Below are 17,172 nucleotides of genomic sequence, written 5' to 3'. Positions count from 1 at the left end.
ACTCTATGCTCAAAAGAACCTATGCTCTGCTCCTCATTCCAACCTATCCTATATTCCTGCTCTGCATGCTGTTCCAGGGAATGGCCATCTCGATCAGCGCTCCATTCCTGGCGGTCTACTTCACAGAAGAACTCGGCGTATCCGCCGGAACCTTCGGAATATTTACAGCGGTGACGCTGCTTAGCGGAGTAGCCTTAAGCATGTTCATTGCCAAACGCTCCGACGCCGGGCTGAACCGCCGCAGGCTGATGGTGATCTGTATGATGTTCAACGCGGTGGCTTTTGCCGGATACATATTCATCCATGACTTCTACCCGCTGCTGGCCTATATGACAATATTCACCGCAGCCGGCGCCCCGGCGATGCCGCAATTATTCGCCAGTGCCAGAGAAGCTGTGAGCGCCAGCAGCTCTCCTGATCATGCCTTGGCTAACTCGGCCCTGCGCTCGATGTTCTCCCTTGGCTTCATCAGCGGTCCGCTGGTAGGAGCCGCCCTCCTGAGCCGCTTCGGATTTCAGGGGATCTTCTCGTCGACCACTCTGATCTTCCTGCTCAATGCTCTTCTGGTGTTCAGCTTCGTACGGCCTTCAGCCGCTAAGCAGCAGCCTCAACAGCGTGTCCGGCAGCCCGCCGGGGTGCAAAGGAATGCCAGGGTACTGGTTCCTTTTCTCATCCTGACCCTGCTCTATACCGGACACTGGGCCAATAATCTGAATATCTCCTTGTTCATTGTCAATACGCTGGGAGGCACTACACAGAATGTAGCTTCGGTGGCCAGTATCTGTGCGTTAATGGAAATTCCGTTCATGCTGGTGCTGGGGCTGCTGTCAGCCAAATACACAAGCAAGGCGCTGCTGGGCTGGGGAATGGCAATGGGGGGAATCTATTATGCGCTGGTGATCGGAGTAGGTGAGCTGTGGCAGCTCATCGCCGGACAGGTACTGCTGGCTTTTTTTGTCGCTGTGATCTCTGCAATTGGCATCAGCTATATTCAGGATCTGCTGCCGGACCTTCCCGGCTATGCCTCCACGCTGTACACCAATGCTACAACCATCGGCAGACTGGCCGGAAGCCTGGCGGGAGGAGCCGCAGCCCAGTGGTTAGGATACCGCCATTCCTACCTGCTCTGCGTAGTGCTGGTAGTCTGCTCACTGGGATTGCTGCTCTGGCCCCGCCGCTCTCCGGACGAGAACATTACAACTCCACTCGCCTCTTGACAGGTGAAGTGCCGGGCATGGCAGCTAGATATCCATATCCTTACCTGTGTAATCCACGAATCTGAAATGGCCGGACGGCTCGGCTCTCTGCCCGATCAGGTCCAGAATCCCTTCGGCACTGGTGCGCGGGTGAAGCGGTGCCTTAGCTCCGCCCATATCCGTAGGCATCCAGCCGGGATGGACGCTGAGCACATGGATGCCGCGGTCCTTCAGCGTGACATGGAGCTTCTGCGTGAACATATTGAGCGCGGTCTTGGAGATCGTATACGGATAGCTGCCCGGGTAAGCATTGGTGATACTGCCTGCCTCTGATGAGATATTAATGATTGAAGCATCCGGCCCTGTCAGCAGAGGTAGAAGGTGCTTGACCACCCGCATCGGCCCGTACAGATTGATGTCCATGGCATGCTGCATCTCTTCCATATCCAGCTCTTCAAGCGGGGTGTCCGTGGCATTCAGCACTGCGGCATTATTGATGATGACGCCGAGTGTCCGGGCCTGCTCTGTCAGGCTGGCGGCAAGTGCTGCTATTCCGGCCTCGTCCGTCACATCAAGCGTTACTAGAGTCAGCTTATCCCCGTGTACTGCCGCCAGATCAGCTAAGGCTGCCTGCCCGCGCGTCAGATCCCGTACCCCGGCAATAACAGCATGTCCACGCTCCAGCGCAGCCGCCGCCAGCTCAAGGCCCAGTCCGCGTCCCGCCCCTGTAATCAGAATATTCATTGTATAATTCCTCCCGTCTGAATTCTATTTGTATTACTGATCCTTATTATTACTGTTATCGTTGTCATTCTCCAGCAGTTCCAACACTACCTTCAATTCCTTGAACGTATCCAAGTAGGCATACCGTCCGCCGGTATACTCGCCCTTCTGCTGGAGCGGGAATCCCTTGCCTTCGAGCAGCATGATCTTGTCCTTCATGCCTTCGACCACGAACGCAATATGGTGAACCCCTTCCCCGTGCTCATTCAGGTAATCCCGCCAGGTGCTCGGTTCATGATCCGGTTCAATCAGTTCCAGTTGCAGAGAACCCATGTCGAAAAAAGCCAGCTTCGCCCTCGACCCTGTCCCTCCGCCGTTATACTCCGTCCGGGCAATGTCTGCCGTGTCCGTGATGCTGATCTGAGGCTTGTCCAGTCCGAAAAAGTCTGCATACGCCTGACTCACCTTCTCGATATCGTGAACCAGAATCCCAATCTGTGTCATGAAGTGATTTCCAAGTAATCCTGACATTCTGTTCTGCCTCCTTTATCTGCTGACCAGACAACCATACCCAACCTGTGAAAGGGCTGTCAAGTTCTCATAAGGCAGCAAAAGACAAAAGAGAATGTCCTTGAAGACATTCTCCTCAGTTATGCTCCGTCTAATTAGCTTAGTGGGCAATAAAAGCCTCGACTTTATAGCCTGATCCGCTGCTGGTTAATGTGGCGTTATAATAGCCCATATTCCCGCCGGGCTTGCATTTGTAGTCCCCGGAGCAGCCGGTGACGAAGAATTTGGTCTTGGTGTACCCCGGATAGATGTTATTCAGCTTCCGGTAGAATTTGTGACCATGATGTGTGAAGATCGCCAGCACCTTCTCTCTGGCTTTTGCCGGAATGGCTGTGAAGAACTTGGAGGTCTCGGCCGCACTGAGCACATGGCTGGAATCCACCGTAATGCCCTGTACCCGGAGCGGCCAGTGGAAATCAATAATATAGAAATACCTGTCATCCAGATTACGCAGCAGATTGAGGCTGGCCGGCGTGAACTGGCCCAGTGCGCAATCCAGCCATACATATCTCACCTTGCCCTGCGTTCCCGGAAAATTCATCTGTCCGGACACCGCCCCCAAGTATTGAGTGAACAACGACCGTGTGCTGGCCTCCCAATTTCCAATAGATGCCTTATAAGGGATGCTTCCCAGCGTACTGGTAACGGTGTCCTTGAATTCCTTATAGTACGTCCCGGCGTTATTCCCGTGATCCGCCCCCGCCTGGGTGTTATCTCCCCCGAAGATGATAAACCGTTTGTTCCCGCTGCTCACTGCCTTAGGCAAAAGACTCTTAAAGATGCTCAAGCTGTTACCATATCCCACATGGCTGTCACCAAACACCGCAAACTCAACTGTCTGTGCCTTGATTCTGCGCTTCACTCCGGGTACAGCCTGCCGCTTGGCGCGAAGCACCCGCTTCCGTGCCGGTCTTGCCTGTCTCTTCATCTCGCACCACCCCACCTCATCAAAAATAGCTTCAGAATACATAGTAGTCTCTACTATTTATATGCGGGAGGAATTGGCTGCTCTTGGACCTGTGGAGCCATCCTGATCTGCCTCCGGCAATCAATTCGCCCGTAGCGAAGTGATCTGCTTGGCCAGATACTGCGGTGTATACGGCATATCCTCCCGAAGCCAGGCGATGATGGTGCCAATGAGGGCCGCCGAGCCGTACCACACAGCGATGTCCTTCTGTACCGTTACTTCGGAAGCGTCATGCGCGGTAACCCTGCTCTCCACCCGTGCAGAAATAATGTCTGCCATCAGTTTAAAAAGCCGGTCGGTAAATATCGTGCTCTTCCGCGACGTAAGTACGATTTTGTAGAATTTGGCGTTCTCTGCAATATGCACAAGCAGGTGCTCCAGCATCGGCCACTTCTCTTCTGGTGCAGCTCCCATAAAGTCCGTATCCTCTCTCACCACTTCCAGAACCTCCTCAGCCATATCATCCGCCATTTTCTCCAGCATATCCGGGATATCCCGGTAATGCAGATAGAAGGTCACTCGGTTAATTTGGGCCCGCTGCGCAAGGCGGTTGACGGTGATTTTCTCTATGCTCATCTCTTCCATCAGCTCAATCAGAGCCTCTTTGAGGAATTGGCGTGTACGAAGGACGCGCGGATCTGTCCGCTCGTTGAGATTAGTCATATCTATTCGCTCCAATCTGCTCCCGCCCGAGAGCAGGCTACAATTTCAGTCTAAAGTGTCGTTTTTCAACCACATACACTACACATATCCTCTAAGTGTAAACTAATTTACATTTTCCCGAAAATCGTTGCTTGATTACATGATATTTTCATTTATAATCTACTTTATACATTGTAAACTATACGACACATTGTAAATTTAGTCCATGAGTTGGCGGTTTGAAAGGATGAAGAATAGTGAGTAACAAGACAGCAAGCAAAGAAGCCCAGTCCATTTCCAAGGGACCTATTCTTTTCGTAATGATTCTCGGTGCCTTTCTGGCTACGCTGAATCAGACCATTATGAGCGTGGCTACACCGGAGCTGATGCATGACTTCAATATTACGGCGGCCACGGCCCAGTGGCTCACTACCGGCTATATGCTGGTTAACGGTGTGCTGATTCCCATTACGGCCTATCTAATGCAGCGATTTACTACACGGGAGTTGTTCCAGGCCTCGATGTTTATTTTCTTTGCGGGTACCCTTGTATCAGCGCTCGCGGGAAGCTTCCCGGTGCTGCTTACCGGACGGATGATTCAGGCTGCCGGTGCCGGCATTATCATGCCGCTGCTCACCCAGGTTATTTTGACCCTCTTCCCGCGTGAGAAAAGAGGAGCCGCCATGGGGATGGTCGGGCTGGCCATTATCTTTGCCCCGGCTATCGGCCCTACGCTGGCCGGATATATTATGGAACGTTATTCTTGGGAGATGATGTTCTACGGCATGCTTCCACTCACGGTTATGGTCATCGTATGCGGTTTTATTTATCTGAGAAATGTGGCCGAGCGATCTTTTCCCAAAATCGATATTACCAGCGTGATCCTGTCCACCATCGGATTCGGCACCCTGCTCTATGGCTTCAGCCGGGCAGCCAGTGCTGGCTGGTCCAGCGCAGAGGTGCTATTGTCGCTGGCCGCCGGCGCCGTGTCCCTAGGATTATTCATATGGAAGCAGCTCACCTCCGTGAGCCCGCTGCTGGATCTGCGGGCCTTCCAATACAATATGTTCTCCTTGACCACCGTCATCAGTGTGGCGGTTACGATTGTGATGTATGCGGATATGATGCTGCTGCCGCTCTATCTGCAGAATGCCCGCGGCTTCACCGCTATGGAATCCGGCCTGCTGCTGCTGCCCGGCGCGGTGATTATGGGGGCGCTGATGCCGGTCACCGGCAAGCTGTTCGACCGCTTCGGAGCGAAATGGCTCGCCATTATCGGCCTGACGATCACGATTCTGACTACACTCAGCTTCGTGAATCTTACAGACTCGACAAGCTACGGTTATTTGATGCTGATGTCCACCGGCCGCCGGATCGGCATGGCCTTGCTGCTGATGCCGATTCAGACCCTCGGGTTGAATCAGCTGCCCTCCAGGCTGAATTCACATGGTACAGCGATCTCCAATACCGTAAGGCAGGTTGCCGGCGCAGTAGGCACTTCTCTGCTGGTCACCGTGATGACCAGCCGTACCGCCACTCACTTCCAGGAACTCGCAGCCAGCGGCGGAACTGCCGGCGAGACTCAGAAGCATATGGTAATGGAGGCTTCCATCCAGGGCATCAACGATTCCTATCTGGTTATTGTGGGCATCGGCATTATCGGGCTCTTACTCTCCTTCTTCATTAAGCAGGTGGGTCAAGCCAAGGAACCGGCCCTGAAGCAGCAGACCGTTGTCGCCGAGGAGGTCTGAGGAGAGCACCTGCCTGCTGTGCTATTCCATAGGCTGCTGACAGAAGAAGACCCGCGGAGCGCACTCCACGGGTCTTCTTCTACATCCTCGCATATACGTAGCGCTTATAGTACAATGATATCCTGAATGCTTATTATATCAAGAAAAGTAAGAGGTGCCCGAATGGCTATTAATTTCACAAAACCGGTGCTGGATCGTTTAAACCAGGAGATCGCAGAGATGGAAGCCGGTATTACAGAGCTGCAGAAGAAGACCCGCAAGACCAAGCTCAAGATCAACCAGCTGGAAAAAGACTGTAAGCTTAGCTCATCCCCAAGCTCCCTCAGCAGTAAAATGAGCCGTATCACCAAGCTGCAGGCCGAGCTCAAAAAAATCTCCCAGCAGCAGTTAGAGCTGTCCAAGGAGATTAACAAAAAGAAAACGCTGCGCGCCCAGCTGCCTTCTGCGGAGTAATCCCAGACTGCTGCTCCGGCTACCTCCAATGCAAGCGGCTGCTTTTATCTTGAGGGGCTTAGCCGGTCACGCATCCAGACTAACAAATAAATGACGCATAAGAACATCCAAAAGCCATTAGCGAATATACTCTGCTCCAGAACTACGGACAAAAGAATATGGTATGCGCAAGTGAATATCAGCAGTGATACTAACGCTACCGTCATCGTTCTGCCGGATACCTGCTGCGGAAGACTGGTTTTGGAAAGAAAATAAGCAGCGGCTACCGCTACAGTGATCGATAATACGATTCTCAGATTCTGATTCTCCAGCACATCGTGCAAGGTAATAATAGCCGCCAGCATAAGAAAACCTGCAATGACCTGTAACTTGCCTCTGGTCTTCATTTAATCCCTCCTGGATACATGATTAACTCTCTATTTCCTGTTATTTTATCCCACAATATCCCTGTATGTCTGTGATCTATGACGATTTATCATGCGGAAATTAAATGCAGAAAGAACCAAAGGAACGGATTCCCTTGGTTCTTCGTCATTTCATCATTTCGTTATTTCAGTCTGGCTGATCTGGACTACGGCTGGTTATTCACTGCGCAGGGCAGTCACCGGGTCCTTCTTCGCCGCCATCTTGGCCGGAATAGCTCCGCCCAGCATAGTGAGCAGGACGCTGATGACACCAAGAACGAGCGCGTGGAGCGGATTCAGCTGGGCGACATTTTTCAGCTCCGTCAGGTTGTAGAGGACTGCATTGACAGGGATGGTCAGCAGATAAGTGATGCCGATGCCCAGAATCCCCGAGCATGCTCCGATAATGAAGGTCTCGGCATTGAACACCCGCGTGATATCCTTCTTACGGGCACCCAGTGCACGCAGTACGCCGATCTCCTTCGTACGTTCCATCACGGAGATATAAGTAATGATCGCAATCATGATCAGGGAGACCACCAGGGAAATCGCCGCAAAAGCAATCAGCACCATCGTAATCCCGTCCATAATTCCGCCGGAAATGTTGGTGACAATAGCTGCGAGGTCGGTGTACTGTACCTGAGCTTCGGCAGCCTTCCCTTCATTCCACTTATCGAGATAAGCCGTTACAGATTCCTTGGCGCTGAAATCAATCGGATACAGCGAGACTGCGCTTGGAATATCCGTGGCCCCCAGCGCTGCAAGGGCATTCTCCTTCGTCATGGACGACATGCTGGCTGCCGCTGCCATCCCGGCGTTCACTAGCGGCATCTCGCCCATTCCGGTACCGGAGCCTCCGCCTGCGACCCCCTCCGACAGGGCTTGCCCCGTCAATACATTGATATCAGATTTCTCTTGTGCGAGTACAATTTTCGATTTCTGTGCATCTGCAATGAAGGAAGCCGCCAGCTCATCGGAGTAGACCAGGCCGGGCGACAGCGTTGAGATTGTCGACCCCTCCTGTGCGCGCAGCACACCGACAATATTAAGTGTTACTGCCTTAGGGCTGTTGTAGAGGTCATTCAGATTCCCTCCGGTTGCATTGACTACAAACTGTTCACCATTTTGCTTATAATAATCATTGTTCATGACCAGCTTAAGCGGAGTTCCGACCAGATCACTCAGATTGATACTCTTTGCTTCATAATCCAGTCCAAGCGCATTCACTGCTCCATCGGTCAGACGGTTGTACTGATCCACGATCAGCACAAGATCCGTCTTCTCTGTCGGGAATTTCCCCTCCAGCAGATCATAGTATTGCTCCAGATAGCTGCCCGAGGCACTGCCCTGTTTGCTTGGATACGGTGCTACTGTGATCTTGCTTTTATCCAGAACCGACGCTTTGTCCCCATTCTTCACCAGCCAGTTCATATTCACGGTACGGGTGTAAGAGACGCCGTCAATCAGCTTGGGATCGATTCCGTCAAGGTACTCGATATACTCCTTGGTCAGCACGTTCGTGTGGATGGCTGAATTCACCGTAGGGTCGTATGGATACAGCTTTTTCTCAGCCGGATAGGAGGGGAGCTCCGTTGTTTCCTGGCCTGGAGGACCTGCATTCTGCAAATTCATTGCCGTCTGGTTGATGGAGATCGGGAAGTTGGATAAGGCCCCGGTTTCATAGGAGCTGATCTGTTTGTCGAAGCCATTGGACAGGGACAGGATCAGGGCAATACCGATGATTCCGATACTGGAGGCAAAAGCGGTCAACCCCGTGCGCCATTTCTTGGTGGCAATGTTTTTGCCGGATAATTTGAGGGCTGTGAAAAAGCTCATGCTTGTCTGCTTCAGCTTATACGCACTTGAGGTCTTCTGTGTAGGCAGCGGATTGCTGTCCGAGATCGCATGACCATCCGAGAAGCGGATTACGCGGTCTGCATAGTTCTCTGCCAGCTCAGGATTATGGGTAACCATGATGACGAGCTTATCCTCGGCAATCGACTTGATCAGCTCCATGATCTGCTCACTGGTCTCCGAATCCAAGGCTCCGGTAGGCTCATCGGCCAGGATAATATCCGGATTGTTCGCGAGCGCACGGGCAATCGCCACACGCTGCATCTGTCCGCCTGAGAGCTGGTTCGGCTTTTTGTGCACATGATCCTTAAGTCCGACCTTCTCCAGTACCTCCAGCGCCTTGCGGTGCTTCTCGGCTGAAGATACCCCGCTGAGTGTCATCCCCATCTCCACGTTGTCTGTGATGCTTAAGTGCGAGATCAGATTATAACTCTGAAAAATAAAGCCGACACTGTTATTGCGGTACGCATCCCACTCGCTGTCCTTGAAGCGCTCCGTCGATTGGCCGTTAATGATCAGCTCTCCGCTGTCATACTGATCCAGTCCGCCGACGATATTAAGCAGCGTGGTCTTGCCCGAGCCGCTCTGGCCCAGAATCGCAACGAACTCACTTTCTCTGAAATTGAGATTTACTTTATCCAGTGCAACTTGAGTGAATTCGCCGGTCTTATAGCTCTTGGTAATGTTTTTTAATTGCAGCATTGTCCAGTCTCCCTTTCCATTCCTATACTCTTATTCTCTGTAGGTGCGACACACTTCCTGTCCTGCTGTTCCCCAGTATAATCGTCCAATATAAACTAAACCTAAACTCCCGGTTGAGATTAAGTTGATCTTGATGAGGTATACTTAAAAAACCACAGAACATATATACAGGCTATACGTTCTATAACATGGAACCGTTCCAGGAGGAGAACCTATGTTTACTATTCTTGTAGTTGAGGATGACGCCAAGCTGCGGCAGCTCTTCTGTACTGTACTGACCAGACACGGCTACCGCACGGTTCCGGCTGTGAATGGCGAGGATGCGCTGGCGATGCTGGATAAGGAATATATCGATCTGATGATCTGCGATATTATGATGCCCGTGATGGACGGCTTCGAGCTGACACGGATGATCCGGGACAACAATAGTCAGCTTCCGGTCCTGATGGTGACGGCGCGGGAGAATTTTGCCGATAAGCAGCAGGGCTTCCTCGTTGGCATTGATGATTATATGGTCAAGCCGGTCAATGTGAATGAGATGCTCCTGCGTGTGGGGGCGCTGCTGCGCCGGGCCAAAATCATCAGCGAACGCAAAATCGAATGGGGAGAAACGGTGCTGGACTATGATGCGTTAACCGTGATTCAGGGGCCTGAGCGCATCGTGCTGCCGCAAAAGGAATTCTATCTCCTCTATAAAATGATCTCTTATCCGAATAAAATTTTCACCAAGCAGCAGCTCATGGATGAAATCTGGGGGATGGACTCCGAGTCGAATGAGCATACGGTGGTGGTTCACATTAACCGGCTGCGGGAGCGTTTCAGGGACAATCCGGATTTTGAAATCGTCACGGTCAGAGGGCTTGGCTATAAGGCGGTGAAGCAGGGATGATTCGGGGAAGAGACAGGGGGCTATGGTGGTATTTCGTCTCAATGGTGTTCGTGATCATTCTGTTCTTTGTCTTCATCCTGGGAGTCATAGCCTTCCTGTATTACCGGCTGGGCAATCATACCAGGGAGCACGGCAATCCGTTTCCGCCCGTTCTGACGATGATGCTGTTCAGCCTGGTCGTCGGGACCACGATCACTATTATGGTGGGCAAGAAGATCCTGGCCCCGATTACAGACTTCAGCAAGGCAGCCAAAGAGATTGCAGACGGCAACTTCAATATCTATCTGAATGAGTCCCACCGGATCAATGAGATCAGTGAGGTGGCACATCATTTCAACCTTATGGTTCAGGAGCTTCGCAGCATCGAGACCCTCCGTAATGACTTCGTCGTGAATGTGTCTCACGAATTCAAGACGCCCATTGCAGCAATCGAAGGTTACGCCATGCTGCTGCAGGAAGAGAATCTGAGCAAGGAAGAGCATAACGAATATACCGGAATGATCATTGAGAGCTCACGGCAGCTCTCCAACCTGTCCGGTAACATCCTTAAGATATCCAAGCTGGAGAACCAGGAGATGCTCTCCGAGCTGGCCGAATATCCGCTGGACGAGCAGCTCCGCCAGGCCCTGCTGCTGCTGGAATCCCTCTGGTCCGCCAAGCAGCTCAATCTGGATATTGAGCTGGATGAGCAGCGGTATTATGGCAACGAGGAGCTGATGATGCAGGTGTGGCTTAATGTGATCGGCAATGCGATCAAGTTCACGCCGGAGGGCGGAACGATCTCGGTCGCGCTCCACTCGGACGGGGCCTGGATCTCGGTGGTCATCGCGGACACCGGCATCGGCATGACCCCGAAGGTGCGCAAGCACATCTTCGAGAAGTTCTACCAGGGCGACCCCGCCCGCGCTGCCGGGGGCAACGGCCTCGGCCTGCCGCTCGCCGCGCGCATCATCAGCCTGAGCAAAGGCACCATTGAGGTGCGCAGCGAGCCGGGCCAAGGCTCGGCGTTCACGATCAAGCTGCCGGTGGGCGGGGGGTGAGGCATTAGCCGTGGGGCCGTTTGCGGGGGGATCAGGGGCACTAATGCCCCTCATTTCCGCCGCGCCGCCAACTTTGCCGGATTCAGGGGCACTAATGCCCCTCATTTCCGCCTCGCTGCCAACTTTGCCGGATTCAGGGGCACTAATGCCAATGTCATTAAGATAAGTTCAAAGATAAGTTTGGAATTAATAAAGAGAATCCAAAACGGTATGGGGAAACGTCCTATGCCGTTTGTTTTTGGTGTAAGGAAGGAAAAAAGCGCATAGCAAACAAAGCGGATGGAAGATCCACTTAAAAAAATGTTCATGCGAACCGAATTATGCTACTCTGTAGACGAAGCTAATGGCGGATTTGCTACGTATTCTGCGTGTATTCCTTTGCCCAGGACGGGTGAGACGAATCGGCAAAATATTTTTGCGAATCAAAGCTTCCACATCAGGCGGGGGTCCATCGCCCTTGGAGCGCAGGAAATGTCTACAGACGTGAACGGCTACCGTGAAGTTGACTTGGTAGAGGTGCCGTTTATCCTTTTGGGAAATGACTACGTGCGAGGTAATCATTTCAGCGAAGTTGTAGAGGATCATTCTTGCGAATATCTCTTGGGTAATGGACTCTTGCTTTTTTGCGTGAAAATGGGTCAAACCAATGGTGTATTTCAAAGCCCGGAAAGAGGTCTCAATGCCCCATCGCAGATGATACAGATCCCGGAGTTCATCCGGTGAGAATTCAGCAGTAGACAGATTGGTAATGACGGTTTCATAATCGCCACTGGGCAGGAGGAAACGAACCACCCGAAAGGAAATGGGGTAAAACAAGTTCTCTTGCATGTCCAGAAAATCAAAGCTAGAGGTAGCCGGAAGAACTTTATAGATTTCGGGGCGATTCCTGAACTCTTTTGTTTGTTTTTTAGTCAGCGTCAGGTGAATCTCCTGATCAAACGCTCCGTCCAAGGTCAAGTGCAAACCCGAAAGAATACCATTCGAATGCAAATCCTTGACGCGTATGACGTAATTCCATCCTTTCCGTTCCAGATGTGCGAACGTATTATAGCTTTCAAATCCTCGATCCCCCGTCACAAGGACGTTACCCTGAATGGGGGAGCGATCCACCATTGTGGCCAGTGCCCTTCCTTCGTTGCGGAACTTTCGAGGTTGAACAATGGCATCCACATAAAGCCGGTTACAGAGGTCATAAGCAGCGTTCAAGTGCAGAAGGTTAAAGCCTTTCGAGTGGGGCTGACTTTGAGAATAGGTCAACGGGTCCGCAGGATCTGTTGCAATATGCAGATCGGAACCGTCAATGGCCAATAATCGATAGCCTCGATAATCCTTGAATTCCGTATGGGACGCGGTAAAGGTGTGAAACAAAGATTCGACCGCAGACGGCAAAATTTTATTTCTTTGCTGAACAAAAGCAGAAGAAGTTGCGGTGTTAACGTCATAGCCCTGCGATTCCAACAGTTCCTTATAGAGGCTATTGCCGCCCATAAAGATCAGGGTTTGCATAACCGTTTCAAAGGGTAGTTTTTTCGTTCGGGTAAAATCCTTTCCCGGGTTTCTGACGTAAGGCGCGGGGGCAGCCGCCATCTCTCGGATAAGAGAAGTCAGTCTGTCTTTCAGCGAATTTGCATAAGCATTCATTGGCGTAACCTCCTCGTTTTTTCAAGGGGCTTCGCCACACGTTTTCTACGGATTGTCAAGATTTTTTTTGTGCAAAAAAAGAGCAGGCTATCTTTTCGATAACCTGCCTTTTTCTTGTTTTGGCTCTATATCTTAACTTAATGACATTGGCACTAATGCCCCTCATTTCCGCTCGCCGCCGACTTTCGTCGGATTCAGGGGCACTAATGCCCCTCATTTCCGCCGCGCCGCCAACTTTGCCGGATTCAGGGGCACTAATGCCCCTTATTTCCGCCTGCCGCCGGCTTTCGTCGGATTCAGGGGCACTAATGCCCCTCATTTCCGCCGCGCCGCCGGCTTTGCCGGATTCAGGGGCACTAATGCCCCTCATCTCCGCCGCGCCGCCGGCTTTGCCGGATTCAGGGGCACTAACGCCCCTCATCTCCGCCGCGCCGCCGACTTTACCGGATTCAGGGGCACTAATGCCCCTCATTTCCGCCGCGCCGCCAACTTTGCCGGATTTAGGGGCATTAATGCCCCTCATCTCCGCCTACCATATCTCTGAATCAATGAAACTATGAATCAGCTCGTACCGGCAGACTCGACTACTATCCTGCGCCAAAACGGGTTTAAATTTGCCTTTCTCACATAGAATATTGATATATTTCCTCGCAGTCCGCCGATTTACTCCAAGCCCCTTCACCACATCCACCGGCCGAATCATCCCATTCATCCGGCTCGCCATCCGCAAGATGTCACGCTCTATCCTCGTAAATTGACTGCACCCCTCCGAACTGGTTTTCAACAAACTTGGGGTTAGCAAAGCTTTCAGCAGGGAGATAGTCTGCTCCGGTGCAGACTCCAGATCATCGTACGGGATGGCGATGACGCGGTATCCGGCAATCTGCAGATACGTCTCCCGGTTCAGCTCCTGGCGGTAGCGGGTCCGGTCCGTATTCTGAACATGCGGCCCATATCCTTTGATCTCAATAGCGAACTTAACCTGTCCCGGCTTCCACACAAAATCCACAAAATATGGCCTGCCCCGCCAATCGGCAACCTCGTACTCCGGGTGAAGATCATCCAACTTCCCGAAAATCGGCCACCATACCCGCTCCACAAACATCTGCTCCCCATGCCGGTGCCCCCGGTCCAGCCGGTCCAGACGTTCCCCCGTCCTGCGTTTCTTATGATATTCCAGCCATCTCTGATGCTCTTCAGCAAATCCCATTTCTCTTTTCCTCCTCTATAAAATCAACTCTCCCCCCGCAAACTGAGCTTGATCATCCCACCTGTCTCCACTCACTTCCGGGGGCGTCAGAACCTAAAGTTACAGGCATATTCACGCACAAAAAATCCCGCACCCAATCAATCAGGGTGCGGGATGTGCTTCATCCGTTTTTCAGATTATAGTACCGGCTTGCTCCCCCCGTCAATAACATACTCCACACATTCAGCCACAGCAATAGCTCAAGCCGGGCCAGAATGTGAGCAGCATAACCAGCAGCTACACTCCCCGCCGCAACCCTACTTCCCCTCCGCCCAGCACATCCGCTCTGCTCTTACGGTTTCGCCGGACTCAATGGCCTTCTCAATCAGCTTGCCGAGGTATACATCCTGCGAGGCTTCCTCCAGTCCGTAGAATCCGGGGCCGCCAGCCGCATAGAGGGCCATCTTGTCCAGACAGGACGCAATGGCGAGCTCATCATCGTACAGCCGAGCCGGGGCGAACGGGTTGTTATACAGCCATTGCTCTCCGCAAATTATCCCTTGGAGGTAATAGCCTTCGGCATTCTCCTGTTCTCCACGGTTGATGCGCTTCAGCTCCATTTGCAGTGGCACCAGATTCTCCTGCTGGATCAGCACCCGGTTGTCGAAGATCTCCCCGCGCTCTCCGCGCACGCTAAGATGATTCGAGCGCGTCCATGAGCGGTGCTGGTCCTTGGTGAAATCGTAAAGGCCCAGCCGGTCTCCAAAATCCAGCCAGGCCAGATCCCTCTGCAGCGGAATCAGCTTGTCTTCAGCCGGAGGGCCGCTGCGGGTTGGTCCGCCAACCCAGCTGGAGTCGAACCGCATCCCCCGGATGACCGCCTCCTCGAACCCGATGCCGAGCATCCTGCGCATCAGGGCTGCCCCATGATACAGATGGGATACCGAGACCGTCGTCTCGGTGATTCTGCCCAGCCTGCCGGAGCGGATCAATGACAGCCGCGCCTCCTGGACCGGATGGTACGGGTACTGCTCTGCGACTTGTATCCAGGCCCCGTGCACAGTCAGCTCCTTATGCAGCTGCTCCAGCTCTTCCAGACTGGAGGCAGGCGGTGTCTCTGTCAGCGCCGGAAGGCCAATCTCGGCCAGCTGGTACAAATAGTTCATTGCCGCCCCGCCGCTGACGGAGACTACTGCGAAATCCGGGTCCTCATTCCGCAGCAGCTCGTCAAGGGAACGGTATGTCTGAACACCCCACGCAGCTTCTATCTCCTGTCCCTGGGCCCGGTCCCTGACTACAAGGCCGCCGATCCGAAACAGGTCCGGCAAGACCCGGGCAATTCGTAAATAATACTGTGCGCGGAATCCTCCTCCGCCGATAATGCTGAAGTTAACGGGCATACCCCTGTCCTCCTTGATGACACATTGATGTTGATGCAGCTCAGCCGCAAGTCCCTGCTCTGTCATCGCGGCTTCTATCATCATACTTGTCTCTAGCGGATTATATGTGTCATCATTTGATCAGCTCCGTGGGATTCATGCCGGTGATCTTCTTGAATAGAGTACTGAAATAAGGAATGTTCTTGTAGCCAACCCGCTCCGCCACTTCATAGACCAGCATATTGCGTTCCATGAGCAGCTCCCTGGCCTTCTCAATCCGTACCCGGGTCAGGTAATTGTTGAAGGTCTCCCCGGTAATGTTCTTGAAAATAATCGACAAATGATTCCGGGAGATGAACACCTTATCCGACAGATCAGCCAGCGTAAGCTCCTCGGCATAATGCTCATGAATGTAGTTCGTCATGAAATCAACGACCTGCCGGTGCTTACTGCTGCCCTTCCATTGACGGCTGGCACAGATGGCTGTGATTTTGGCGGACAACCAGCTTGCCAGCTGGTCGGGTATGGCCAGGTTGCCGATCTCCTGGGCAATCTGGTCATTGGTGAACAGATCATCGAGCACGAATCCGGACTCATACAGGGAGTAGGTGATAATGCCCCATAGCTCGCTGCCGAGCATCTGCACATAGCTGGCGGAGACCCCTTGCTGCGCTTGCAGCTCGGTAATGTATCCGTATACAAGCTGCTGCGCCTCCGCCTCCTGTGAAGCCTTCATCGCGGCGGCCAGCTTGTAAGAGAACTTCACCGGGAAGAGCACCCCACGGTCCTGCCCGCTGCTGTGGCTCTCCCGGTAGCAGTACACCTCATAGGCCGGACTGATCCGTAAGGCTCCGTGATCCATGGCGCGGAACGCCTCCTCCGTCGATTCTGGAATCTTCGTCCATGTATCCTTCAGTCCTCCAATCCCTATGCGGACTACCAGCCTGAGATACGAGTGGATGCTGTCGACCAGCCGGGTCCCCAGCTCCTCCAGCTGCTGTGTGCATTCTGCCTCGGGGTGAATAATCAGCAAGGCCCGGTAGCTGTTCAGCTCAGTGTATTCCATATTAGCGTAATGCTTGCGCGTAACCTCACAGGCAATGTTACTGACTGCGAAGCGCAGCAGATTCCAGTCCGAGACCGAGAAGGAGCTGGCCCGGTCATCACGGATCAGCTCGATCCCTATGCTTGCATGCCTGCCTTCCAGCCAGTAATGATACGAAGGCGGAAGATGGGAATTGTTCCGGTACGAAGGCTCCAGGGTGCCGACCGCAGCGGACCGGACCCATTCCTTCTCGACAAAAGGCTCATACAGCATCATTTTCAGCTCCAGCTCGCCTTGTCTGATCACCTTCTCCTGCTCTCTGAGCAGCTCTGCAATAACCTTGTGCAGGATCGTTCTAAGCGTAGGCAGACTGATCGGCTTGGAGACATAGTCACTGACCTGAAGCCGGAGGGCTTGTCTGGCATGCTCGAAGTCTGAATAACCGCTTAGAATAATGATTTTGCCCTTGAAGCCCTCGTTCCTTAATTGCTCCATCATCTCCAGGCCGCTCATTACCGGCATATAGATATCCGTGATTACAATGTCCGGGCTGGTTGCCCGGATCATCGCCAGACCGTCCTCCCCGTTCAGCGCCTCACCGGCCCATTCCGCACCCAGCTCCTCCCATGGAATCGCCCGTTTCATCCCCTGAAGTACTTGGCGCTCATCGTCAATAATAGCGATCTTCCACATCATGTCTGCCTCCTTAAGCTTCTCTGGCCCGCAG

The 17,172-nt window shown here is 52.8% G+C and carries 15 protein-coding genes; 5 read left to right on the top strand and 10 right to left on the bottom strand.

Going from position 1 to position 17,172, the window contains the following annotated elements; all coding sequences use genetic code 11:
• Positions 1 to 5 precede the first annotated feature (5 nt).
• Positions 6 to 1,217 carry a sugar efflux transporter gene (locus NYE26_RS06175; RefSeq protein ID WP_339254659.1) on the top strand — a complete coding sequence of 404 codons (1,212 nt, stop codon included), beginning with the start codon at positions 6 to 8 and terminating at the stop codon, positions 1,215 to 1,217.
• A 24-nt stretch (positions 1,218 to 1,241) separates the two neighbouring features.
• On the opposite strand, the gene NYE26_RS06170 is transcribed toward NYE26_RS06175, so the two are convergent.
• The 4 genes from NYE26_RS06170 to NYE26_RS06155 all read right to left on the bottom strand — a co-directional run bounded on the left by NYE26_RS06170 (position 1,242) and on the right by NYE26_RS06155 (position 4,119).
• Positions 1,242 to 1,940, bottom strand: a complete 699-nt coding sequence (locus NYE26_RS06170) for an SDR family NAD(P)-dependent oxidoreductase (protein WP_076076464.1) — start codon at positions 1,938 to 1,940, stop codon at positions 1,242 to 1,244.
• A gap of 33 nt (positions 1,941 to 1,973) precedes the next feature.
• Positions 1,974 to 2,450, bottom strand: coding sequence for a VOC family protein (locus NYE26_RS06165; RefSeq protein ID WP_339254656.1), 477 nt, complete (start codon positions 2,448 to 2,450; stop codon positions 1,974 to 1,976).
• A 139-nt stretch (positions 2,451 to 2,589) separates the two neighbouring features.
• Positions 2,590 to 3,417 carry a metallophosphoesterase gene (locus tag NYE26_RS06160; protein ID WP_339254654.1) on the bottom strand — a complete coding sequence of 276 codons (828 nt, stop codon included), beginning with the start codon at positions 3,415 to 3,417 and terminating at the stop codon, positions 2,590 to 2,592.
• 120 nt (positions 3,418 to 3,537) lie between these two features.
• Positions 3,538 to 4,119, bottom strand: a complete 582-nt coding sequence (locus NYE26_RS06155; RefSeq protein WP_339254652.1) for a TetR-like C-terminal domain-containing protein — start codon at positions 4,117 to 4,119, stop codon at positions 3,538 to 3,540.
• A 299-nt stretch (positions 4,120 to 4,418) separates the two neighbouring features.
• Between NYE26_RS06155 and NYE26_RS06150 the strand changes: the two genes are divergently transcribed.
• Both NYE26_RS06150 and NYE26_RS06145 read left to right on the top strand, forming a co-directional pair.
• On the top strand, positions 4,419 to 5,849 hold the full coding sequence (locus NYE26_RS06150; protein WP_339257351.1) for a DHA2 family efflux MFS transporter permease subunit: 1,431 nt from the start codon (positions 4,419 to 4,421) through the stop codon (positions 5,847 to 5,849).
• Between the two features lie 162 nt (positions 5,850 to 6,011).
• Positions 6,012 to 6,302: a hypothetical protein gene (locus tag NYE26_RS06145; protein WP_036725809.1), complete on the top strand. Its 291-nt coding sequence runs from the start codon at positions 6,012 to 6,014 to the stop codon at positions 6,300 to 6,302.
• Positions 6,303 to 6,346: 44 nt separating this feature from the next.
• Here NYE26_RS06145 and NYE26_RS06140 read toward each other — a convergent pair whose 3' ends face one another.
• A complete protein-coding gene (locus tag NYE26_RS06140) occupies positions 6,347 to 6,688 on the bottom strand; it encodes a hypothetical protein (protein ID WP_339254650.1) in 342 nt (113 codons plus the stop codon).
• Positions 6,689 to 6,883: 195 nt separating this feature from the next.
• Complete coding sequence (locus NYE26_RS06135; protein WP_339254648.1) at positions 6,884 to 9,262, bottom strand: ABC transporter ATP-binding protein/permease; 2,379 nt, start codon at positions 9,260 to 9,262, stop codon at positions 6,884 to 6,886.
• Between the two features lie 214 nt (positions 9,263 to 9,476).
• Between NYE26_RS06135 and NYE26_RS06130 the strand changes: the two genes are divergently transcribed.
• Both NYE26_RS06130 and NYE26_RS06125 read left to right on the top strand, forming a co-directional pair.
• Entirely contained in the window at positions 9,477 to 10,151 is a 675-nt protein-coding gene (locus tag NYE26_RS06130) for a response regulator transcription factor (protein WP_339254646.1), read from the top strand.
• The gene (locus NYE26_RS06125) at positions 10,148 to 11,191 is read left to right on the top strand and encodes a HAMP domain-containing sensor histidine kinase (RefSeq protein WP_339254644.1); all 1,044 of its coding nucleotides are present in this window, start codon (positions 10,148 to 10,150) and stop codon (positions 11,189 to 11,191) included. Before NYE26_RS06130 ends, NYE26_RS06125 begins: the two co-directional genes overlap by 4 nt.
• A 318-nt stretch (positions 11,192 to 11,509) precedes the next feature.
• Here the strand turns inward: NYE26_RS06125 and NYE26_RS06120 are convergent, their stop codons facing one another.
• From NYE26_RS06120 to NYE26_RS06105, 4 genes are all read right to left on the bottom strand, one after another.
• Positions 11,510 to 12,832, bottom strand: coding sequence for an IS4 family transposase (locus tag NYE26_RS06120; RefSeq protein WP_339249709.1), 1,323 nt, complete (start codon positions 12,830 to 12,832; stop codon positions 11,510 to 11,512).
• A gap of 529 nt (positions 12,833 to 13,361) precedes the next feature.
• Positions 13,362 to 14,042: a hypothetical protein gene (locus NYE26_RS06115; RefSeq protein WP_339254642.1), complete on the bottom strand. Its 681-nt coding sequence runs from the start codon at positions 14,040 to 14,042 to the stop codon at positions 13,362 to 13,364.
• Positions 14,043 to 14,338: 296 nt separating this feature from the next.
• A complete protein-coding gene (locus NYE26_RS06110; protein ID WP_339254640.1) occupies positions 14,339 to 15,505 on the bottom strand; it encodes a Gfo/Idh/MocA family oxidoreductase in 1,167 nt (388 codons plus the stop codon).
• A gap of 28 nt (positions 15,506 to 15,533) precedes the next feature.
• Positions 15,534 to 17,138, bottom strand: coding sequence for a response regulator transcription factor (locus NYE26_RS06105; RefSeq protein ID WP_036725823.1), 1,605 nt, complete (start codon positions 17,136 to 17,138; stop codon positions 15,534 to 15,536).
• Positions 17,139 to 17,172 lie beyond the last annotated feature (34 nt).

This window comes from Paenibacillus sp. FSL P2-0136 (assembly GCF_037975325.1).
Classification (GTDB): domain Bacteria; phylum Bacillota; class Bacilli; order Paenibacillales; family Paenibacillaceae; genus Paenibacillus_AQ; species Paenibacillus_AQ silagei.
Note: the sequence above shows the minus strand (reverse complement) of the source record. Positions and strands in the feature narration are given on the sequence as shown.